This window comes from Vibrio sp. Vb2131 (genome assembly GCF_033338535.1).
GTDB classification, from domain to species: Bacteria; Pseudomonadota; Gammaproteobacteria; order Enterobacterales; family Vibrionaceae; genus Vibrio; species Vibrio alginolyticus.
This window is the reverse complement of record NZ_JAWOSW010000001.1, coordinates 214,654-234,196: the sequence shown is the minus strand read 5'-3', so window position 1 is coordinate 234,196 and position 19,543 is coordinate 214,654. Positions and strand designations below refer to the sequence as shown.

Here is a 19,543-nt window from a genome sequence, read left to right as displayed (position 1 = left end):
TTAATGGTTTTACGATGATGTAGCCAACAAGTTGCTTCGCTTTTTGTATTGGCGTTTGTTTTCAGCAGGTGAATATTTGTGAGATAAGCTGCACATTAAAAAGTAAATTAACACTTGTGCAACGTAAAAATGTGACTGAAGGATTACTTATGCCCCACTAATATGTTTATCGTGTTTGGGATTTATATAACTAATGGAAAAGTATAATGAAATCCATAACGAACTCCCTCTGTCTCCTTGCTGCTGTTAGCTCTCCGTTTGCATATAGCCAAATTATCAACGGTGACTTTGAACAGTGGAATGGCAATGTACCTACGCAGTGGTCAGAGATTGACGCGGGCATTACAGTGTCGCCAAGCAGCGAACAAATCAAATCGGGCGGCCTGGCTGCCCAGGTCGTCGTGAATACAGGTACCCAAAGCAACACCGACTTTTTGCAAACCATTAATGTGGAGCAAGGGAAAACCTATCCGTTTTCTGTCTCGGTTTATCATACCGAAGGAAATGTAAAAGCACGTCTGGTGGTTGATGGTTATCACAATTACTCGAACCCACAACAGATAAACCAGTGGCAAGAGCTCGCGCACAACTACACAGCGAGCTCGAACAAGACCATCAACGTCGGTTTGCGTTTTTACGATGAAGCCAGTTTTGATGGCTCAGAAGTTGTCTACGTCGATAATTTTCAACCGACTGAGACGAGTACACAACCTCCTGTAGAAAGTTGTAGTGATCACCAAGTGGTCTTGACTCTCACAACCGATAATTATGGTTCAGAAACTAGCTGGACGTTAAAAAACAACCAAGCTGAAGTACTGTTTTCTGGTCAGGGATATGAGTCAGCAATCACCATTGAAAAGAGCATGTGCTTAGCTGACGGTAACTACCAATTCACGATTCAAGACGAGTATGGTGACGGCATTTGTTGTGGCAGTGGCGCGGGGTCGTACACGCTGACTGAGGGAGATAAGACTCTTGCTTCTGGCGCTGAATTCTCGAAAAGTGAAACCACCGATTTTACGTTAGGTGACTCAACCACGACCCCACCAGTGGTTGATGGTTACTATCAAGCGGCATCTGGTAAGACGGGATACGCTCTAAAAACAGCGTTGTTTAACATTATCAATAATCACTCCAGCCGAGGCTATTCTGCGGTCTGGACCTTGGTAAAAGATGCCGATATTGATCGTTATTACGAAAATGATGGCTCTATTCTCGATATGTATTCTGAAAAGCCATCTGCTAGCGATACAGTAAGCTTTACCAAAGTCACAGACCAATGTGGCCAATACAAAACGGAAGGGGATTGCTACAACCGTGAGCACTCTTTTCCGAAAAGCTGGTTTGGCGGTAAGGTTGAGCCGATGAACTCAGACGGTCATCACTTGTTTGCAACTGATGGTTATGTAAACGCGAAGCGCAGTAATTGGCCATTTGGTGAAGTGGGCACCGCGACCTACGTGTCTAGTAATGGCTCTAAACTTGGACAAGCAAGCACTAGTCTGGGCTACTCCGGTACGGTGTTTGAGCCGATTGATGAGTTTAAGGGCGACTTCGCCCGTGCTTATTTCTACATGGCAACCCGCTATGAAAATGTTGTAGGTAACTGGGAAGGCAATTCAAGCAATGCGGATGCTGTCCTTGATGGTTCAAGTTCAACGGTTTTTGAACCTTGGATGTTAAACATGCTGAAACGTTGGCACAAAAATGATCCCGTTAGTGAAAAAGAACGAAACCGCAATCAACAAGTGTTTGATTTTCAGGGCAATCGTAATCCATTCATTGATCATCCTGAGTTTGTTGAACAGATTTGGGGAAACTAACACCTTTTTGATTTTGGTATCCACCATTTAGTGACGCCAACAAAACAAAGGGGAAGCGTGATGCTTCCCCTTTTTCATTACGGATGTTTTTAAATGAAACTAGTTTTTCGTTACCGTCACGATTGGCGCCGACTTGTCAGCCGCATTGAAGTGGAAGTTGTAGTTTCCTGCTTCTGCAATCGCAATTTTTAGGTTTGCGCTACCGCCACCGGCTTCCATCGTCAGCGCTTTACCAAGCTCAACACTGCCTTCACCACCGAAGTTGGTGTCTGCTGCCCAGTCTGCGCTCGCAACTTTCATCTCGTAGTTGCCCGCCGCTAGGGTAATGTCTAGCGAATAAACGTCATTTGCAACATAGCTGAACTTCGCTGTTGAGTCTTGTGCTGGAGCATCCCATGTAGTGATAGTGCCACGTAAGTAAAGTGCTGTTTCACCGAATGTTGGTGCATCTGCTGACTTGGTCACTGACACGACCGGTTTTTCTACGCTTTCATCTTGAACATGTAGCGCGTTCAGAGTGAAGTTGTACTTACCTGTTTCAGCAACAGACAGCTTACAGTTACCTTCTGAACCTAATTCTAGTGAACCAGAAGCTATATTCGCAGCATCACAACCGATGTTTGGATTTGCCCAACCAGAGTCCGCGAATTTGAACTCGTGTTCACCAGCTTCAAGAACGCCAGTTACAGAGTACATACCGTTGCCAATAAAGGTCATCGCCCAATCACTGCTATCAGACCAATCGTTCATCGTGCCTTTCACGTAAACAACGGTTTCGCCGTAAGGAGGAATACTCGATACGTCTTTGTTATCCGTGTTTACTGGTAGGCCAGCACCTTGCGCGCCGTTTTGTGGCTGCACGAATACCGCTGTTGTCAGTGCTGGTACTGTGAAGGTTTCATTGGTGAAGCTTGCACCTTTCACGATGTCATCCGCAGAGTTTTGTTGAACTTCATGTAACTCGAAACCAGTTGCGCCGGCAACTTTGAAAGATTTCTCAGTTGATGTTGAGTTCACAACCGCCACGACAGCATCGTAGTTCGAATCTAAATCGGCACCCGCTGATGTACCATCGTCGATAGACATCACAATCAAGCCTTCCACTTGGTCTTTCCCTACGTTGCGGAAGTCAACACGGTTCATCACTTCTTGCGCGGTATCTAGGCGGAATAGTTCGCTTGTGCTACGGATTTTTAGTAGCTCTAGGAATTGTTGCTTAGTCAGCTCGATGTCGGTTGAATCTGGTTTCGCCGTGCTGTCACCAACGATGGTTTTGATCAGCTCCCAGTTTGCCCCGTCTTTGTCTTCACGTGGTAGGCCAACGTTCCAGTTATTGTCGCTTCCGTCGAAGAATACACGGTTGAACCAGTCACCAGAATCGTACGAGTCGCGCTGCATGGATTTAGAGCGCAATAGCTCAGAACCCATGTGGATGAATGGAATGCCTTGACCAAGCATCACCGTTGATAGGGACACAGCCTGCATACGTGCACGCTCGGCAGATGAAGTGCCAGTCGCAATCTTGTAGGCGTTGTTATCCCACAATGTTTGGTTGTCGTGCTTAGACACGTAAGAGATGTTCTCTGATGGCACTTTTGTGTAGCCTGCAGGCGCACCATTGTAATCAACGTTCTTACCCAGTTTGGTTTCGCCTTTGTAATCAAGAAGGATGTAGTCAGCCAAGTTACCAGCCATACCTAGACGAACCAGATCTTGGTTGTGTAAACGACCATTCACCGATTCTGCGTCAGTTTTGGTTTCTTCGTTAGGATAAGCGGCGTTACCAAAGCCTTGGTTAAAGCGAAGTGGGTGCTTACCTTCAGAATCTACACCGCCATCAAACGGGCTTCCGCCACGAACTGCGTCACGCAGACGATCAGAGAAAGTACCGATTTCTGTCCCCGCCATGTTGACTTGTGTCGCCTGATCGAAGCGAGCGTTTTGCGCGACTTCACCAAAGTCCCAACCTTCGCCGTAGAACAAGGTATTCGGGTCAATTTCACGGACTTTTTCAAGTGCGTAAACCATCACATCTTTCGGCTGGTGGCCCATAAGGTCAAAACGGAAACCATCGACTTTATAGTCATCCGCCCATACCATCAATGAGTCAACCATTAGTTTACCCATCATCAAGTTCTCGGTTGCGGTGTTATCACAACAGGTTGAGTTTTCGACTCCGCCAGTGTTGACGTTTAGGCGGTGGTAGTACCCAGGGACAATCTTATCCAGTACTGATTTTTCGTTCACACCAGATGCATTTGTGTGGTTGTACACGACGTCCATGACCAGTTTCAGATCCATTTTATGCGTCGCTTGAACCATTTCGCGGAACTCTAGAATACGCTTAGACCCGTTAGGATCGGTCGCATAACTGCCTTCTGGCACGGTGTAGTGGTAAGGGTCGTAACCCCAGTTGAAGCTGTCTAGCATGCGAAGATCGTTCATCAACGCTTGTGCTTTGCCCGTTGTTGGGTCGTAGCTATTTAATACCTCTTCAATCACTTTGCCGTCATCTTCGGTCTCACAAATGGAGGCTTCTGGCTTGATGCCACAAAGTTTACCCACGGTGTCGGTGATATCGACTCGCTTGTCAGCGTCTTCATCCACGGTTGCAATATCAAATGCTGGCAAGATATGTAGCGTTGTTAGGCCAGCATCTTTTAAAGCTTGTAAGTGAGATACAGACTCACGCTCAGGTTCTGTAAGCGCCAGATATTTGCCATCAAGACTTGGTGTGCCTTTGCTGTCGTTAAAGCTGAAATCACGAATGTGTGACTCGTAAAGGACGTGGTCTTCGTCTTTTTTAACCGTTGGGCGTGCGTAGTTTTTCCAATCTTGAGGCATTAAGCTTGGATCATCTAAATCAACCACTTGCGAGTATCGTGAGTTCTTAGACAAGCTCATTGAATATGGGTCTGTTACCAAACGCGTTTCAACGACGCCAGTTGTTGGGTGGTATACCTTAACTTGGTAGCGATAGTATTTGTTGACAACGTTGCTTTGTGCCTCAGAAACCCAGATACCTGTTGCTGGGTCTTCCGTCATGGCAACGGTCGCTTCTTCTGCTAAGTTTTCATCGTAGATTATCAGATCAACATCTTGGGCAGTTGGTGCCCATAGTTTGAAGGTTGCGGCACCGCCTTCCACAATCGCACCGAGTTCTTGACCGATCGCGTTACCTGCCTTGGAATCGGCAAACACCGCATCCAAAACGCCCGGTTTTTGCACTTCAGTTGCAGAAATGACGTCACCATTTGCGTTGTAAGCCACCATAACGATTTGTGACTTCAGGATCGTACGCAAGGTCGCGTCATCGACATCGATACCCGCAGCTTGAAGGTTAGCAAGGTGACGGAAGCGTGATTTCAGACCATCAGACAACTCACCAGCCTTTGTCAGCTCAACCGCTGTACCGCCAGAGATTTGCTTATCTTCATCCATTTTGATGTCATTGCTAAGGCTGTAGAACAGCTTCATGGAATCCGCATTGGCCGCCGCTTCCCACGCGATGGTGTTGGCGTCTAACCAATGCGCTTTTTGACCATCAATATCAACAGGGCGTTCTTCGATTGGCTCGTAGTAAAGCTCACTGCTGCCGTGGAAGCCAAACAAACCTTTCGATTCGCCGATTTTCGTCAACTCTACTTTTGAGTTTGCGCTGCCGAACGCTTTCTCATCACCTTTGTGCAGAATGAAGTTCATGCATTCGTGTGGGTCAGAGGCGTCTGGATTTATTTTCAGTACGTAGTAAGCACCGTAGGTGTCGTTGATGCCATCGAATGGGTGTGGCGCAGACCAATCCGTTCCTGTTCCCGGAATGCCCATTGCGTCTAAATCTGTGCTGGTACAGCCCTCACCGTTCCATAGGTGCAAGCCCCAACCTTCGTAGTCACTGGCTGTTGAAGCTGATGCTACGTCACGTTTGTAATAAATGACGACTTCGTTCTCTCCCGCAGGGTACAAGCCTGAGCCAGGGGTCGTCGTATCTTCGTTCGTGCTATCACTACCACAACCGCTGATTACCGCGACGGAAATCAAAGGCAGTACGGTTTTGGCAATTGTTGATAATTTAAATGTCTTATTGTCCACGTTTACAAATCCATTGTTATTGAATTGATATTGAGCTGCGCGCTGCCTTCGCTGACTCAATCATCAAGAAGGTTTTGCACACGCTAGAAAGGCAGATGCCAAAAAAGGAAATGTTCAATTAGATGCTAATACACTGAATCATCAGCAAAATGTGAGAGCAGGCTGTTAAGTTTTTTACAGGTGCAAATTTTCTGTCACAGTCGATTTTGTTCACAAATTAAATAATAAAACAGGCGCATAGTGAGAGATTCTGCACATCATTAAAATGTGAATTTTTATGGGAGGAGTAAGGGGGGATGATAGGGGATGAGAATATCTCAGCCCCAAAACCGTGATTAAGTTCTATAAAAATGAGGGCCATATTTTTCTTTTAAAAATAAGTTGCAGTGATGTTGAATAAAATACCGCCATTAAGTCTTAGCAAGCTTCAGATTTTCGCTAAGTGGTCGTTATATAATGAAGGTAGTCGGCGTTATGTCGGCGCATAATCATAAGATTTCCCTGAAAGGGAGTTGAATTGGGCCCTGAAACCAAAAGAGGCTATTTATGAGTAGTATGGGCATTGCCATTGCGGCAACTGGCCTTTCACTCGTCCTGATATTTGTGTGGATGATCTCGTTGTCGATGCGGAAACAAAGACTCGAGGCAGAGAGGAAAGCTCGCGAAGCCGCTTATCGAAAGGCGATGCATAAAGCGCGAGAGCAAGAGCGTAAAGAGCGAGAGTTCAAAGCCGAAACTGGGCATATCCCCACCATTTTATTTCTAGCGAAAGAAGCCGAAAAGGACAACATTCGTCAAGCGCTGTATTGGTATGATAAAGCCGCTAAACTGGACAATGTGACGGGGATGTACGGCATTGTTCGCTTAAGTGAACGCATGCGCGAAGATGTGATTTTAAAAGAGCAGGCAAACTTCTGGCGTACCGCAATTGCGGGAATGGAAGGGGATACCGAAGCGAAATTTTCGACGGGCAAGGCCTTGGTCTTTGGTCGAGGAACTGAAAAAAATATCCCAAAAGGTAACCAACTGATTGAAACTGCCGCCGAAGAAGGCTGCATTGATGCCATGATTTATATGGGGGAATGGCAGCTTTCACCAGACAATAGTGCAGGACGCAGTGCAGATGCGCTTTACTGGTTTATGAAAGCGGCGGAAAAAGACAGTGCAGATGGCAAGATCCAAGTCGGCTTATGTTACCTAAATGGCATTGGTACAGAAAAAAGCATGGTTAAAGGTTGCTACTGGCTGGAACGGGCCGCGGAAGGTGGCAGTGCTAAAGCGATGTATCATGCTGGCGAAGCGTGGAAGGATAAAGGTAAAACGGGTAATGCAATTGCTTACGTTTGGCTGTTTCTTGCTGCCAATATGGGCTACCAACCTGCACGTACGTTGCGTGATGAAGTGGCAACCAATATTGGTGTTGATGTTGTCGTTGGATTGCAGTCCATAGCGAAGCCGTTGCAAAGAAAGCTGGCATCAGGAATGGTGAGAAAGCACTCTATTATTCGAGCCCTTAACAAAGTGTACAAACGCGAAGCGTATTTTCCTGCGGAAGAGGAGCTCAATGCGGTGTTGAATGACGAGAGTAAAGAAGCCTCCGAGGCTTGGGAGGAGGCATCAACACTAGATTTTCAGCCTAACATGACAACGGTAACAGCAGAAGGTCAGGCAAGCACATCGCCCAACGAAAAAAAACTTTCTAAAGAGGCGCTCGATTTCACTCAAAACTTCCTTCAACCATAACCTATCTTATCCAGAAGCCTCAAGATTGAGGCTTTTCTTTTGCTCTTTTGCCAGTATCTCTATCAGTCACGACAACAGAATGTAAACTTACTTAAGCAGTCATTTTACTGATGTGCATACTATTTATGCGATTTTTCAACATATTTTTAGTACTTAACTAAGATGGGATCTGTTTACCTTAAAAAAGAGGTTTTTCCCTCTTTATTTACTTCCGCTATTGGGCTTAGATCAAGACTTTTCAATTGATAGTAATAATGATTGAAGAGCAATACTTGATGCCCCGATTTATAGGTGAATAGTACTCATTACTTTATCTAATAATGTAAATTAAAAAATGTATTATAAATCTTAAATTGTTCTTTTATATTTAGGTGTTGATTATTGATTTTATGATTAATTAGGCGCAAGATAACGTAAAAATAAAATAGCATAGTTAATATGCAGAATTACACTAGAAAGTAACTTTTTCATTACATGTTTCATAATAAATAGAGATAATTTTTTATCTCTGTTTTTATTTATATTAGAGATTTGTGTATGTTGAGAATCATTAGTGCAGATAAATTTATCTCTTCAAGGTTTATCTTAGAGTACAGTAAGGCTGAGTTCGCTTCTTTATTAGGTGTTTCCGTCGCTAAAATAAGTAATATTGAAAGTGGAAAATCTTCAATCCCCCCGGTGTATGATTACGCCATTAATTACTTGTTGAGTGAACATCCATTTAAAGATAGTGCTGTTGATGCTTTATGTTCTCATGAAACGTTAAACTTTGCTCGTCGTATTGACGTCAATACCAAAGTAAAACGCTTGTCCTGCAAGCGTTGCGATAGCCGTAGACTGCACGTTATGGCTGGCATGAGTGGCTTGTATTTTGTCGAGTGCATGGATTGTAAACACACTATGTACTCGTCAGGCATGTCTGTAAAACGTTATCAGCAATGGTCGAATGATGGAGTCAAACTAGATAGTCATTTATTTAATTGAATTATGTTTCCTTTGCACCTAAAGTAAAAAGCCATCAATACATGTGTTGATGGCTTTTTTATTATGTGTTTAAATTTAGTTAAAATTAAAACATTTATTATTCCTAATAATTATATAGTGATGGACATCTCAAAAAATTATTTTCTTGATATTTTATTTCTAACAATAATGGTTGTGGTCACACAATTTTTAATTATTTTTCCTTTTAATTCTGGTTTCAATATCATTGGACTATCAATTGGAAAGTGATGAAGGTCGCGAAATTTTAATTAGAGGAAATAAGTCTTTTAAATGTGAAAATTTAATCACGAAATTTGTTTTTTGAATTTTAAATATCGTTTTAGTTTGTAATATCTGTACTTGTCAATTTTAAAGAACAAAAAAGAGATATTCCAAATGAAAAGTTTAATTATAGGTGTTAGTAATTACATGCCAGAAGACTTCAGTTTATTAGCTGAGTCTTTAGATGAACAATTTAATCGTCATTTACAACCTTTAGAGCAAGTTGAATTAACCGACGTTGGTGCGGCTATTATTACTTCAGCAGACATTAAAGCAGGTCTGCATAAAATGATTTCTGAAACGGGTTACGGTATTCCAGTTTTCTTAGTAACGGATGAAAACCCAGTTTCGGCAGAAGATTACGTTTGGCTAACTGGCGTTATCGATTTAGAAAGACAATCTATTGAGTACTACTGTCGTCAAATCAATGAAGCAGTAACCAAGTACGAATGTCGTCTTCTTCCTCCTTTCTTCAAGCAATTAACGCACTATGTTGAGATGGGTAACTCAGCGTTTGACTGTCCGGGACACCAAGGTGGTCAGTTCTTCAAAAAACACCCAGCTGGTAAACAGTTCTACGATTTCTTTGGCGAAAACCTGTTCCGTAGTGACTTGTGTAACGCGGACGTGGATTTAGGTGACTTGCTGATCCACGAAGGTTCTGCACACCAAGCGCAAGCGCACGCTGCAAAAGTATTTAACGCGGACAAAACTTACTTCGTACTCAACGGTACTTCTGCTTCAAACAAAGTGGTGTGTAACGCGCTGGTAACTGAAGGTGATTTGGTACTGTTCGACCGTAACAACCACAAATCGAACCACCACGGTGCGTTAATCCAAGCGGGTGGTATGCCAGTTTACTTAGAAACGGCGCGTAACCCTTGGGGCTTTATCGGTGGTATGGATGAACACTGTTTCGATGAAGAATACATTCGTGCTCAAATCGCGAAAGTGGACCCAGAACGTGCACGCGATGAACGTCCTTTCCGTCTTGCTATTATCCAGCTTGGTACTTACGACGGTACTATCTACAACGCTCGCTACGTAATGGATAAGATAGGTCATCTTTGTGACTACATCCTGTTTGACTCTGCGTGGGTTGGTTATGAGCAGTTCATCCCTATGATGAAAGACTGTTCACCACTGCTGCTGGATTTGAAACCAGAAGACGCAGGTGTGATCGTGACTCAGTCTGTTCACAAACAACAAGCTGGCTTCTCTCAAACATCGCAAATCCACAAAAAAGACCGCCATATCAAAGGTCAAGCTCGTTACTGTAACCACAAACGCTTTAACAACGCGTTTATGATGCACGCATCGACTTCACCATTCTACGCACTGTTCTCTGCGCTTGATGTGAACGCGAAGATCCACGACGGCGAAGCAGGTCTGCGTTTATGGCGCGATGCGGTTAAGACAGGTATCGAAGCGCGTAAAGAAATCCTTAAGAGTTGTGAATTGATTCGTCCGTTCATTCCAGATGAAGTCGAAGGCCAACCTTGGGGCAGCTACGACACTGACGTGATAGCAACGAACAAGAAATTCTTCATGTTTGAGCCAAACGCAAGCTGGCACAAATTTGAAGGTTACGGTGAAGGTCAATACTTCGTTGATCCATGTAAATTGTTGCTAACTACTGCGGGTATTGCAGAAGACGGCAGCTATGCAGATTTCGGTATTCCTGCAACGCTATTGGCGAACTTCCTTCGTGAAAACGGCATCATCCCTGAGAAGTGTGACTTGAACTCTATCTTGTTCCTACTCACTCCTGCGGAAGATATGGGTAAGATCCGTCACCTTGTAGCTCAAATTAACCGATTCGAAAAATTCATCCGTGATGATGCCCCTTTAAGTATCGTACTTCCAAGCGTCTACGAAGCGAATAAAGAACGCTACCGTGGCTACACCATCCGTCAGCTATGTCAGGAAATGCATGACATGTACAAAGAGCTGAACGTGAAACAGTTACAAAAAGCGATGTTCCGCAGCGAGTACTTCCCACAAATGGTTCACAAACCTGACGTAGCAACACGCAAATACTTCCGTGGTGAATGCAATTACCTACCACTTAAAGAGGCCGTGGGCCGCGTAGCCGCTGAAGGTGCACTTCCTTACCCTCCAGGCATTATCTGTGTGATCACTGGTGAAGTCTGGACTCAACAGGTGGTGGATTACTTCCTATCTCTAGAAGAAGGCATTAACCGCTTCCCAGGCTTCGCGCCAGAAATTCAAGGTGTGTACCTTGAAGATGTTAACGGTCGCACTACCGCACATTGTTATGTCCTAAAAGATTAATCTACCCGTTCGCACCACGCTCCGGCGTCGGTGCGAACCGCTTATTCGTGGAGAATAATTTATGAGTACTGAAACTAAAAAAATGTCGGTGGTGCAGTTAACCATTCTGACGTTCATCAATATGGCTGGCTCCGGTATCATCATGCTGCCAAGTAAACTGGCGCAAGTGGGCACCATTTCTGTGTTGTCTTGGCTGATCACGGCGGCGGGCTCTTTGGCGTTGGCTTACGTGTTCGCAAAATGTGGTCGCTTTAGTAAACGTGACGGTGGTATGAACGGTTACGCGTCTTATGCATTCGGTAAATCGGGTGCATTTATGGCGGGCTGGACTTACGGTTTGTCGCTCCTTATTGCGAATATTGCGATCGCGATTACTTGTGTGGGTTACGGCTCCGCATTCTTTGAAGTGACCCTATCTCCGGTCGAAACCTGTTTGTACACCATCGCCATTCTTTGGATTTGTACTTTCGCTAACTTCGGTGGTGCGAAAATCACAGGTCAAATTGGTACATTCACCGTGTGGGGCGTAATCCTACCAGTGTGTTCATTGGGTATTGTTGGTTGGTTCTGGTTTAACCCAACCATGTACATTGAAGCTTGGAACCCACACAGCTTGCCATTTGGTGAAGCGGTGAGTGCTTCTATTGCGATGACTCTATGGGCATTCCTTGGTCTTGAATCAGCTTGTGCGAACTCTGAAGCAGTAGAAAATCCAGAGAAGAACGTACCAATCGCAGTGCTAGGCGGTACGCTAATTGCGGCTGTGGTTTACATTGTATCGACAAACATCTGTTCTGGTATCGTTGCAAACTCTGAGCTTGCCGCTTCTACCGCACCATTCTCAACCGTATGGTCTGTGATGCTTGGCTCAGCAGCAGGTAAAGTGGTTGCGGGTATGGCGGTATTGGCTTGTGCGGGCTCTCTATTGGGTTGGCAATTCACTATCGCGTCAGTGTTCAAATCGTCTTCTGATGCGGGCTTCTTCCCTAAATTGTTCTCTCAAGTGGACAAACGCGGCACACCGATCAAAGGTATGATCGCGATTACTATCATCCAATCAGTATTGTCTCTAATGACGATTTCTCCAACGCTGAACGAGCAGTTCGAAGCACTGGTTAACCTAGCGGTAGTAACAAACGTTATTCCTTACATCTTATGTATGGGCGCAATCTTTATTATGCAGCAAGTGGCGCACGTGCCAGAGCGCGAGATGAAAACCACCAACGTTATCGCTCTGATTGGCTCTCTGTACAGCTTCTATGCGCTTTACGGCTCTGGCTACGAAGCGATGATGTGGGGCTCTATCGTAACCTTCCTAGGCTGGAGTGCTTACGGTCTGATTGCTGCGAAGCATGAGCCTTTAGCAAATTAAAAAATAATACAGAAAGAGCCTTCCCAAACGCGGTGTGGAAGGCTCTTTGTTTTTAGGCATTTACGCCAAATCCAAGTCAGCTTAATGTATTTGAGGCTAGACATCCAATGACGTGAAAACTCATTTTCGACATTTGAAGGACGAAAGATGATAAGTCAACCTGTTAAAATCGGTGACGACACCGCCGTAGTCATTCCAAGCGTAATCCTAGCTCAGCTCGGGATAAGGGAAGGAGATACCCTAGAAATCGCACTGAATAAAGACAAAATGGAAATTAAGAAGATGGTGTTGAAAACCAACGCTCCAACTTACTCTGAAGATATTGAGGAGAATTGAGTTAGAGAATCTTGGTTTGTCGGATACACTACTGGTTTCGCAAAACTGGCGCTTGCCGCTGTCTTTGAACTATCGATAACTACAATAAGAGGTAAGGTACTATGCAAGGTATCCTCTCTATACAATCTCATGTTTCTTTTGGTCATGCTGGTAACAGCAGTGCCGTTTTCCCAATGCAACGCATGGGCTTCGAAGTATGGCCGATTCATACCGTTCAATTTTCTAACCACACGCAGTATCAAGAAGGCTGGACTGGGCGAGCGTTTGCGGCTGAAGACATCAGCGAGTTAGTTCGTGGCCTTGGTAACATCAGCGCACTGGAAAAGTGCCAAGCGGTATTGACGGGCTACCAAGGTAGCGCAGAGCAGTGCCTTGCTGTTGAAGATACCGTGACGAAAGTGAAGCAAGCGAACCCGCACGCACTTTATGTTTGCGATCCTGTGATGGGCGCGCCAGACAAAGGCTGCATTGTGGCTCCGGGCATTGCTGAAAATCTTCTAACGCGTTTGATGCCAATGGCGGATGTGATCGTTCCGAACCAATTCGAGCTAAGTCAATTTGCTGAGATGGAAATCCACTCATTAGACGATGCGATCACCGCATGCCAACGTGCGCTAGAGAAAGGTCCAAAAGTGGTGCTAGTTAAGCACCTTTACTGCCTAGAAAATGGCAGCTTTAACATGCTATTGGCTACGCAAGAAGGCATTTACCTTGCGAAGCGTCCTCAATTTGAGTTTGCTAAACAACCTGTCGGCGTGGGCGATCTTATTTCAGCTATCTTTACCGCGGGACTCTTAAAAGGCTGGTCTCCTAAGCAAGCTTTCCAACATTGTCATGACGCGTGTTACGGGGTGTTGAGTGCAACGTACCATGCGGGTGAGTGGGAGCTGCAAACTATTGCTGCGCAGCAAGAGTTTGTTGAACCAAGCAAACACTTCCCGATTGAAGAAGTGGCTCTGGTCACCGCATAATTGAGCGCAATTAAACAAAAAAGGGGAGCCATCATCGGCTCCCCTTTCTATTTGTTCTGTCAGTCTTACTGAGCTTTTTGCTGCTCTGATTTACAAACTGCTGCCGTAAAGACAACGTCTGTTGAGCTGTTTAGCGCAGTTTCAGCAGAGTCTTGAATCACACCGATAATGAAGCCAACGGCTACAACCTGCATGGCTACGTCGTTTGAGATACCAAACAGACCACACGCTAGAGGGATAAGTAGTAGAGAGCCACCTGCAACACCTGATGCGCCGCATGCAGAAACCGCAGCTACAATACTTAGAAGTAGCGCAGTCAGTAGATCAACTTCGATACCCATAGTGTGCACAGCTGCAAGCGTTAGTGTTGTGATAGTGATTGCAGCACCAGCCATGTTGATGGTCGCACCTAGAGGGATAGATACTGAGTATGTATCCTCGTCCAGTTTTAGTTTCTCACATAGTGCCATGTTTACTGGAATATTCGCCGCACTTGAACGAGTGAAGAACGCAGTTACACCACTTTCACGTAGACAACGGAATACAAGTGGGTAAGGGTTTTGTTTGGTTTTAACGAACACGATCGCTGGGTTTACAACGAGTGCGATGATCATCATTGCGCCAAGAAGAACCGCCAGAAGGTGTGCGTAGCTTGCTAGTGCGCTAAAGCCCGTTGTCGCAAACGTTGAAGCAACCAAGCCAAAGATACCAAATGGTGCAAGACGAATGATAAAGCGCACAATGTGAGACACGCTGTGGCTTAGATCTTCAAATACGGCCTTCGTTGTTGCCGATGCGTGGTGTAGTGCAAGACCCAGACCCACACCCCAAGCAAGAATACCGATGTAGTTTGCTTCTACTAGTGCATTTACTGGGTTATCGACCAGTTTAAACAACAGTGTGCGTAGAATTTCAGCAATACCTTGAGGAGGCGTTGCACCTTCAGCGCCGGTGACAAGCGTTAAATTGGTCGGGAAAAGGAAGCTTAGAACCACTGCTGATAGCGCCGCGAAGAATGTACCCATCAGGTACAGTACAACGATTGGGCGCATGTAAGTGTGTTGGTTTTTCTTTTGGTTTGCAATTGAAGCGGCAACCAAAATAAACACAAGAATTGGCGCGATCGCTTTAAGCGCACCGACAAAAAGGCTACCAATTAATCCCGCGCTTTCGGCATGGCTTGGAGAAATTGTCGCGAGCAAAATACCAAAGACGATACCGACAAGGATCTGGACGACGAGGTTACCACGAGCATATCGGGCAACGAGGCTGTTGTGTTGCATACATCATTCCTGCAATTTTATGCCAGAGTGGCAGGGCAATAGTCCATCATTACACGGCGATAATGCCCTTGTATTGCAAGGGGTGAGCATTGCTTCTGGTCACTAAGACACATGATTATCAATTATCCTGTTTTTATAAATTCAGCCATTTTCTTGCTGAATATCACATATCTTAGCTTGGTAATATTTTGTGTCTAGTTTTAGTTTGTTTTTGGATTAAATGTTTGCTCAATGTTATTTAAATAAGATTTTTATGTTGAAAATTATCATTAGTTATGAGTAATGGTTTTTAATAAAGTTGTTAAAAAGGAGACTTTCGTCTCCTTTGATTTTATTGACAACTCAAACGCAACAAATTAATAACTTTGTTGGCGCCTGCGCTTATCATTCATGGCATTGCGAGCAAGTTTACCGAATTGTCGACTTTGTGCTCGTTGCTCTGCCAAAGTCGCGCCGTTAAAGGCTTGTTCTCGCGTTAGTTTTTGATAGTTATTGAAACGACGAACTTCCAGTTTGCCATTTTCAATCGCAGTTTGAACTGCGCAACCCGGCTCAGTTTGGTGCTTACAATTGCCAAAGCGACAACGCTGAGCGAGAGCCTCAATGTCAGAAAACGCCTCACTGACCCCCGATTCACAATCTGCTAGTTGAAGCTCGCGCATTCCCGGAGTATCAATCAAGATGCCGCCATCAGGTAATAGATGGATAGAGCGCGATGTAGTTGTATGTCGACCTTTGCTATCGTCTTCACGAATATGCCCAGTTGCCTGTTCTTGTTGCCCGAGTAATGCATTAACAAGAGTTGATTTGCCAACGCCTGAAGAACCGATAAAAGCGAGGGTTTGTCCTTCTTTGCACCAGGTCATGAGTTTAGAAGCACTCTCTATTTCTAAGCCGTTGACTGTCTCTATAGCTAATAGAGGGTCGAGCTTCTGTACTTGGCTTTTTAGTTCATCAGTATTGTCACACAAATCGGCTTTGGAAAGCACGATGACGGGTTCGACTTCGGCTTCATGAGCCAAGGCAAGATAGCGTTCAATACGACTTAAATTGAAGTCGTCGTTAAGGGAACAGACGATAAACACTGTATCCACATTGGCTGCGATAAGTTGCTCTACCACTTTGCTGCCAGCGGCTTTGCGGCTAAAGAGGCTCAAGCGATCCAGTAAGCGAACAAATTGCTGATCTTCATTTAAGATTACCCAGTCTCCGACGGTCATATTGGGTAAAGAATGGTGGGCATTAAGATGAACTTGCCCAGTTTCTGTTGCCAATAAATAACCACTTCGGTGATGCGCAATTACACGAGCAAAGATAGTGTTGTCGTAATCGTCTAATGTCAGTTGTTGCTGAAAAAATGGTTTCCAACCCAATTGTTTTAGAGGGTTTGAAGTTGAAACTAATGTGTCACAAAAAGTATGTGTTTGATTCATTATTGAATTATCCCAGACGCAACAAAGCGCCTTAATACAAATCGCATTAGGGTCTAATTCGGATAGAGTTGACCCCGGTGAAGACCGGGCAGAGAAGGGGAGTTGTGGCTATGCCACAGAGTTGGTGCTGTTAGGGTTACCCTTGCGATGCCCAGTTAGTGTTATTCAATACAATCATCTTGTGTCCTCTTCGTTGGTTAATAAATAAGTGAGTTAATTAAGCCAAAAGAGTATAGCCGCCCTTTTTTAAAGAGGGTAGCTATACTGCAAAAATATTAACTTTGTTTTGTGATGCGCTCTTCCATAATCTGCGAATACGTGTTGGCTTTTAAGCCGTATATGATTTGGACATGACGATCATCCAATATCGCGACGCCATGCGCGCCATGATTCTTGAGTGCGTTCTTATCGATGACGGACGTCGCTCTGAGGGTAAGACGCAGCCGAGTCGCACATGCACCAGTTTCTAGCAGGTTCTCTATGCCCCCAATGGCGTCAATGATCGTATCGACGTCTTGTTCGACATTGGGGTTGGTATGAGTTAGGAAATTGAAAAATTGCTTCAGCACTGACTTAACCGTCATTTGAAGAGTCTTCGGTCGTTAGTTTTGAAATGGCTTCAACAATCGGTGCCGGTGAGAGCGTATGCGGTACTTTAGTGATTAACGTGCCATCCGGCTTCAAGAAGTAAAAGTAAGAGCTATGATCCAGCGTGTATTTTAGTTCCGAGCCTTCCAATTCTGTCTTGCGGAAAATGACACCATAGTTGTGTGCCAAAGGTGTCGTTACATCAAGTGGTGCCGATAGGCCTTCAATCATTGGATGGAAGTAATGGGCATATTTTGCTGATGCATCGGCCTCATCACGCTCTGGGTCTAAAGAAATGAACATCGGGCGTAGTTGTGCTTTTTGCGCGTCGTCAATTTGATTCAGTGCTCCTGCCAGCATTGCAAGAGAAGTTGGGCAAACGTCTGGGCAGCGAGTAAAGCCAAAATAGACGACTCGGATGCGAGGGTCATTCACATCGAAGATATTGACGGCTTGGTTATTTTCCCCAAACAATACCGTTTGTTGAGAGGTGGAACTGTCCACTTGCTCTGGCTTCGTTTTCTGATTATCTAAATAGCTCTTTACGCCAAATCCGAGTGCGAAAGCAGCTACGAGAAATAGGGACCAATTGCGGCTCATAACGATTCCTTATCTTTGCATTTTTATAGCAGGGTAAACGGTATTCTCTCCATCACTGAGTTCACCAACCCAAGTCATTGCATCCTCCGTGCAAACCGGGAGAATGATGTCACCTTGATATTGGCCAGGAGCGATTTGCTTCAGTAAAAACTTAGGCTCACCCATCTCCATTTCTCTTCCTGAAAGACTTAGGATGAGTTGCTTAGCATCGCTTGTATGCCACTCAACATTTAGAGTGGTAGGAACCAAGGGTTGAGCAGTTTCTGAGTTTAGCGTCATCGTAACATTTTCTTGGACGCAAGAGGTTGTAGAGAGAAAGCAGTATTCATCTATTGACTTGCTTTGAGTGGAAGAAGAAAAGCTTTTTATTAGAGTCGGGGCATAAAATCCCGCAACTAATGCGGCTGAAACAGCGGCGATTTGTAACAGTTTCATTAAGGTTCAGCATTTATCACTTAACATTACGAGCATCGTAGCACAGATGCGCCGCTCGCCAACTCGTGACCTCGGTAAATTGTGCGTTATACCTCGGTGACCAGCTTCTTAGTAACGCGACGGACTTTATTGCATCAAATACAGCAGAGTTTTCAATTGAGATGTTTTGCCCTTAGCCAATAGATAAAAACGGAGCCAATTGGCTCCGTTTTTATTTGGTTCAGTATGTGTTTGATACCAAAGTTATTTATCTGAATCTGCGAATTTCTCTAGACCCAAAACCAGAGCAATGGCTGCAAGCATCATCACGACAGCAAGTACTAACTGAGAAGGTTGTGATGTCACGTGTTCAAATTCAAATGGTGATAGGTTGTGCTGTAGCAATGGCACTTGCTCGCCCTTCGAATTGGTGCGCCAAGTGATGGTTTCTTTCCATGGCCAAATCTTTGGCAACGTACCAATCATTAATCCAGTCAAAAACATCAGGGTGAAATCACGGAACTTGCGTAGTAACCACGACAATAAGTGAGAGAAGGACAGTAAACCGATCACGCAGCCAGACAAAAATAGCGCTAATGTATCGACTTGAAAACCTTTCACTGCGGCTAATACAGGAGCATACATGCCAATCAGCAGCAAAATAAAACTGCCAGAGATACCCGGCAAGATCATCGCACAAATCGCGATAGCTCCAGCGAATAAGGTGTTAATGGCCGTTGGTTCCATGTGTAAAGGTTTGAGCACAGTAATACTATAAGCAAACCCGACACCAACGAGCAGAATGACAAAGCGGACAAGATCGCGTTGCTCAACCTGACGAATAATGTGATACACAGAGACCAAAATTAGACCAAAGAAAAATGACCAAAGTGGGATCGGGTGTGTGTCAAGAAGCCAAGTAATCAACTTTGCTAGCGTTGCAATACTGGTGAAAATGCCGGCAAACAGAGCGATTAGGAAGAATCCGTTGATGTGATTAAACGCGGCTTTAAACCCTTCTTTTCGCCAGATAGAGAAAAGTGAGGGGTTAATGCGTCGAATGCTTTCAAGCAGCGTATCGTAAATACCAGTGATAAACGCGATGGTGCCGCCAGATACACCAGGTACAACATCTGCTGCACCCATGGCGATTCCCTTGAAGAAAGTAATTAAGTAGTTCATTGCTCTAATGCTAAGTCGTTTCGATGGCAGAGAGTATACAAACATTGCGATGAAAAAAGTATGAAATAGTGCTGTAACTACTTGGTTTTATATCCAATCTATTGCCTATCTTTATTATCCGCCAAAAGACAATGCCGCCGTAACGAGC

14 protein-coding genes are annotated in these 19,543 nt (G+C 44.7%); 7 read left to right on the top strand and 7 right to left on the bottom strand.

Going from position 1 to position 19,543, the window contains the following annotated elements:
* Positions 1-206 precede the first annotated feature (206 nt).
* Positions 207-1,823 (top strand): endonuclease, encoded by a 1,617-nt coding sequence (locus R7E38_RS01020; RefSeq protein WP_017820116.1) that lies wholly within the window; start codon positions 207-209, stop codon positions 1,821-1,823.
* A 99-nt stretch (positions 1,824-1,922) separates the two neighbouring features.
* Here the strand turns inward: R7E38_RS01020 and pulA are convergent, their stop codons facing one another.
* Entirely contained in the window at positions 1,923-5,912 is a 3,990-nt protein-coding gene (gene pulA / locus R7E38_RS01015) for a pullulanase-type alpha-1,6-glucosidase (RefSeq protein ID WP_318081639.1), read from the bottom strand.
* Between the two features lie 546 nt (positions 5,913-6,458).
* On the opposite strand from pulA, the gene R7E38_RS01010 reads away from it, so the two are divergent.
* The 6 genes from R7E38_RS01010 (at position 6,459) to pdxY (ending at position 13,895) form a co-directional block, all read left to right on the top strand.
* Positions 6,459-7,655, top strand: a complete 1,197-nt coding sequence (locus R7E38_RS01010) for a tetratricopeptide repeat protein (RefSeq protein ID WP_054578624.1) — start codon at positions 6,459-6,461, stop codon at positions 7,653-7,655.
* A gap of 537 nt (positions 7,656-8,192) precedes the next feature.
* Complete coding sequence (locus tag R7E38_RS01005; RefSeq protein ID WP_005374797.1) at positions 8,193-8,639, top strand: helix-turn-helix transcriptional regulator; 447 nt, start codon at positions 8,193-8,195, stop codon at positions 8,637-8,639.
* Positions 8,640-9,035: 396 nt separating this feature from the next.
* Positions 9,036-11,216 (top strand): ornithine decarboxylase SpeF, encoded by a 2,181-nt coding sequence (gene speF, locus R7E38_RS01000; RefSeq protein ID WP_176311362.1) that lies wholly within the window; start codon positions 9,036-9,038, stop codon positions 11,214-11,216.
* Between the two features lie 61 nt (positions 11,217-11,277).
* On the top strand, positions 11,278-12,588 hold the full coding sequence (gene potE / locus R7E38_RS00995; RefSeq protein ID WP_042522196.1) for a putrescine-ornithine antiporter: 1,311 nt from the start codon (positions 11,278-11,280) through the stop codon (positions 12,586-12,588).
* A gap of 147 nt (positions 12,589-12,735) precedes the next feature.
* Positions 12,736-12,924 (top strand): AbrB/MazE/SpoVT family DNA-binding domain-containing protein, encoded by a 189-nt coding sequence (locus tag R7E38_RS00990; RefSeq protein WP_005374817.1) that lies wholly within the window; start codon positions 12,736-12,738, stop codon positions 12,922-12,924.
* Between the two features lie 101 nt (positions 12,925-13,025).
* A complete protein-coding gene (gene pdxY, locus R7E38_RS00985; RefSeq protein WP_151515267.1) occupies positions 13,026-13,895 on the top strand; it encodes a pyridoxal kinase PdxY in 870 nt (289 codons plus the stop codon).
* 65 nt (positions 13,896-13,960) lie between these two features.
* On the opposite strand, the gene sstT is transcribed toward pdxY, so the two are convergent.
* From sstT to R7E38_RS00955, 6 genes are all read right to left on the bottom strand, one after another.
* Positions 13,961-15,178 carry a serine/threonine transporter SstT gene (sstT, locus tag R7E38_RS00980; protein ID WP_005374821.1) on the bottom strand — a complete coding sequence of 406 codons (1,218 nt, stop codon included), beginning with the start codon at positions 15,176-15,178 and terminating at the stop codon, positions 13,961-13,963.
* Positions 15,179-15,534: 356 nt separating this feature from the next.
* Positions 15,535-16,611 (bottom strand): ribosome small subunit-dependent GTPase A, encoded by a 1,077-nt coding sequence (gene rsgA / locus R7E38_RS00975; protein ID WP_226082744.1) that lies wholly within the window; start codon positions 16,609-16,611, stop codon positions 15,535-15,537.
* A 275-nt stretch (positions 16,612-16,886) separates the two neighbouring features.
* On the bottom strand, positions 16,887-17,195 hold the full coding sequence (locus tag R7E38_RS00970) for a PTS transporter subunit EIIB (RefSeq protein ID WP_226082746.1): 309 nt from the start codon (positions 17,193-17,195) through the stop codon (positions 16,887-16,889).
* Positions 17,185-17,799 carry an SCO family protein gene (locus tag R7E38_RS00965; protein ID WP_005374827.1) on the bottom strand — a complete coding sequence of 205 codons (615 nt, stop codon included), beginning with the start codon at positions 17,797-17,799 and terminating at the stop codon, positions 17,185-17,187. The genes R7E38_RS00970 and R7E38_RS00965 overlap by 11 nt, the downstream gene beginning before the upstream one ends.
* 9 nt (positions 17,800-17,808) lie before the next feature.
* Positions 17,809-18,234 (bottom strand): hypothetical protein, encoded by a 426-nt coding sequence (locus R7E38_RS00960; protein WP_025768641.1) that lies wholly within the window; start codon positions 18,232-18,234, stop codon positions 17,809-17,811.
* 243 nt (positions 18,235-18,477) lie between these two features.
* Entirely contained in the window at positions 18,478-19,395 is a 918-nt protein-coding gene (locus R7E38_RS00955) for a DUF368 domain-containing protein (protein WP_017820124.1), read from the bottom strand.
* Positions 19,396-19,543: the final 148 nt, after the last annotated feature.

Coding starts and splice junctions, on each gene's coding strand:
- R7E38_RS01005 (WP_005374797.1), top strand. CDS start 8,193: ATGTTGAGAATCATTAGTGCAGATAAATTTATCTCTTCAAGGTTTATC.
- R7E38_RS00965 (WP_005374827.1), bottom strand. CDS start 17,799: ATGAGCCGCAATTGGTCCCTATTTCTCGTAGCTGCTTTCGCACTCGGA.
- R7E38_RS00970 (WP_226082746.1), bottom strand. CDS start 17,195: ATGACGGTTAAGTCAGTGCTGAAGCAATTTTTCAATTTCCTAACTCAT.
- R7E38_RS01020 (WP_017820116.1), top strand. CDS start 207: ATGAAATCCATAACGAACTCCCTCTGTCTCCTTGCTGCTGTTAGCTCT.
- potE (WP_042522196.1), top strand. CDS start 11,278: ATGAGTACTGAAACTAAAAAAATGTCGGTGGTGCAGTTAACCATTCTG.
- R7E38_RS00955 (WP_017820124.1), bottom strand. CDS start 19,395: ATGAACTACTTAATTACTTTCTTCAAGGGAATCGCCATGGGTGCAGCA.
- R7E38_RS01010 (WP_054578624.1), top strand. CDS start 6,459: ATGAGTAGTATGGGCATTGCCATTGCGGCAACTGGCCTTTCACTCGTC.
- sstT (WP_005374821.1), bottom strand. CDS start 15,178: ATGCAACACAACAGCCTCGTTGCCCGATATGCTCGTGGTAACCTCGTC.
- pdxY (WP_151515267.1), top strand. CDS start 13,026: ATGCAAGGTATCCTCTCTATACAATCTCATGTTTCTTTTGGTCATGCT.
- R7E38_RS00960 (WP_025768641.1), bottom strand. CDS start 18,234: ATGAAACTGTTACAAATCGCCGCTGTTTCAGCCGCATTAGTTGCGGGA.
- rsgA (WP_226082744.1), bottom strand. CDS start 16,611: ATGAATCAAACACATACTTTTTGTGACACATTAGTTTCAACTTCAAAC.
- speF (WP_176311362.1), top strand. CDS start 9,036: ATGAAAAGTTTAATTATAGGTGTTAGTAATTACATGCCAGAAGACTTC.
- R7E38_RS00990 (WP_005374817.1), top strand. CDS start 12,736: ATGATAAGTCAACCTGTTAAAATCGGTGACGACACCGCCGTAGTCATT.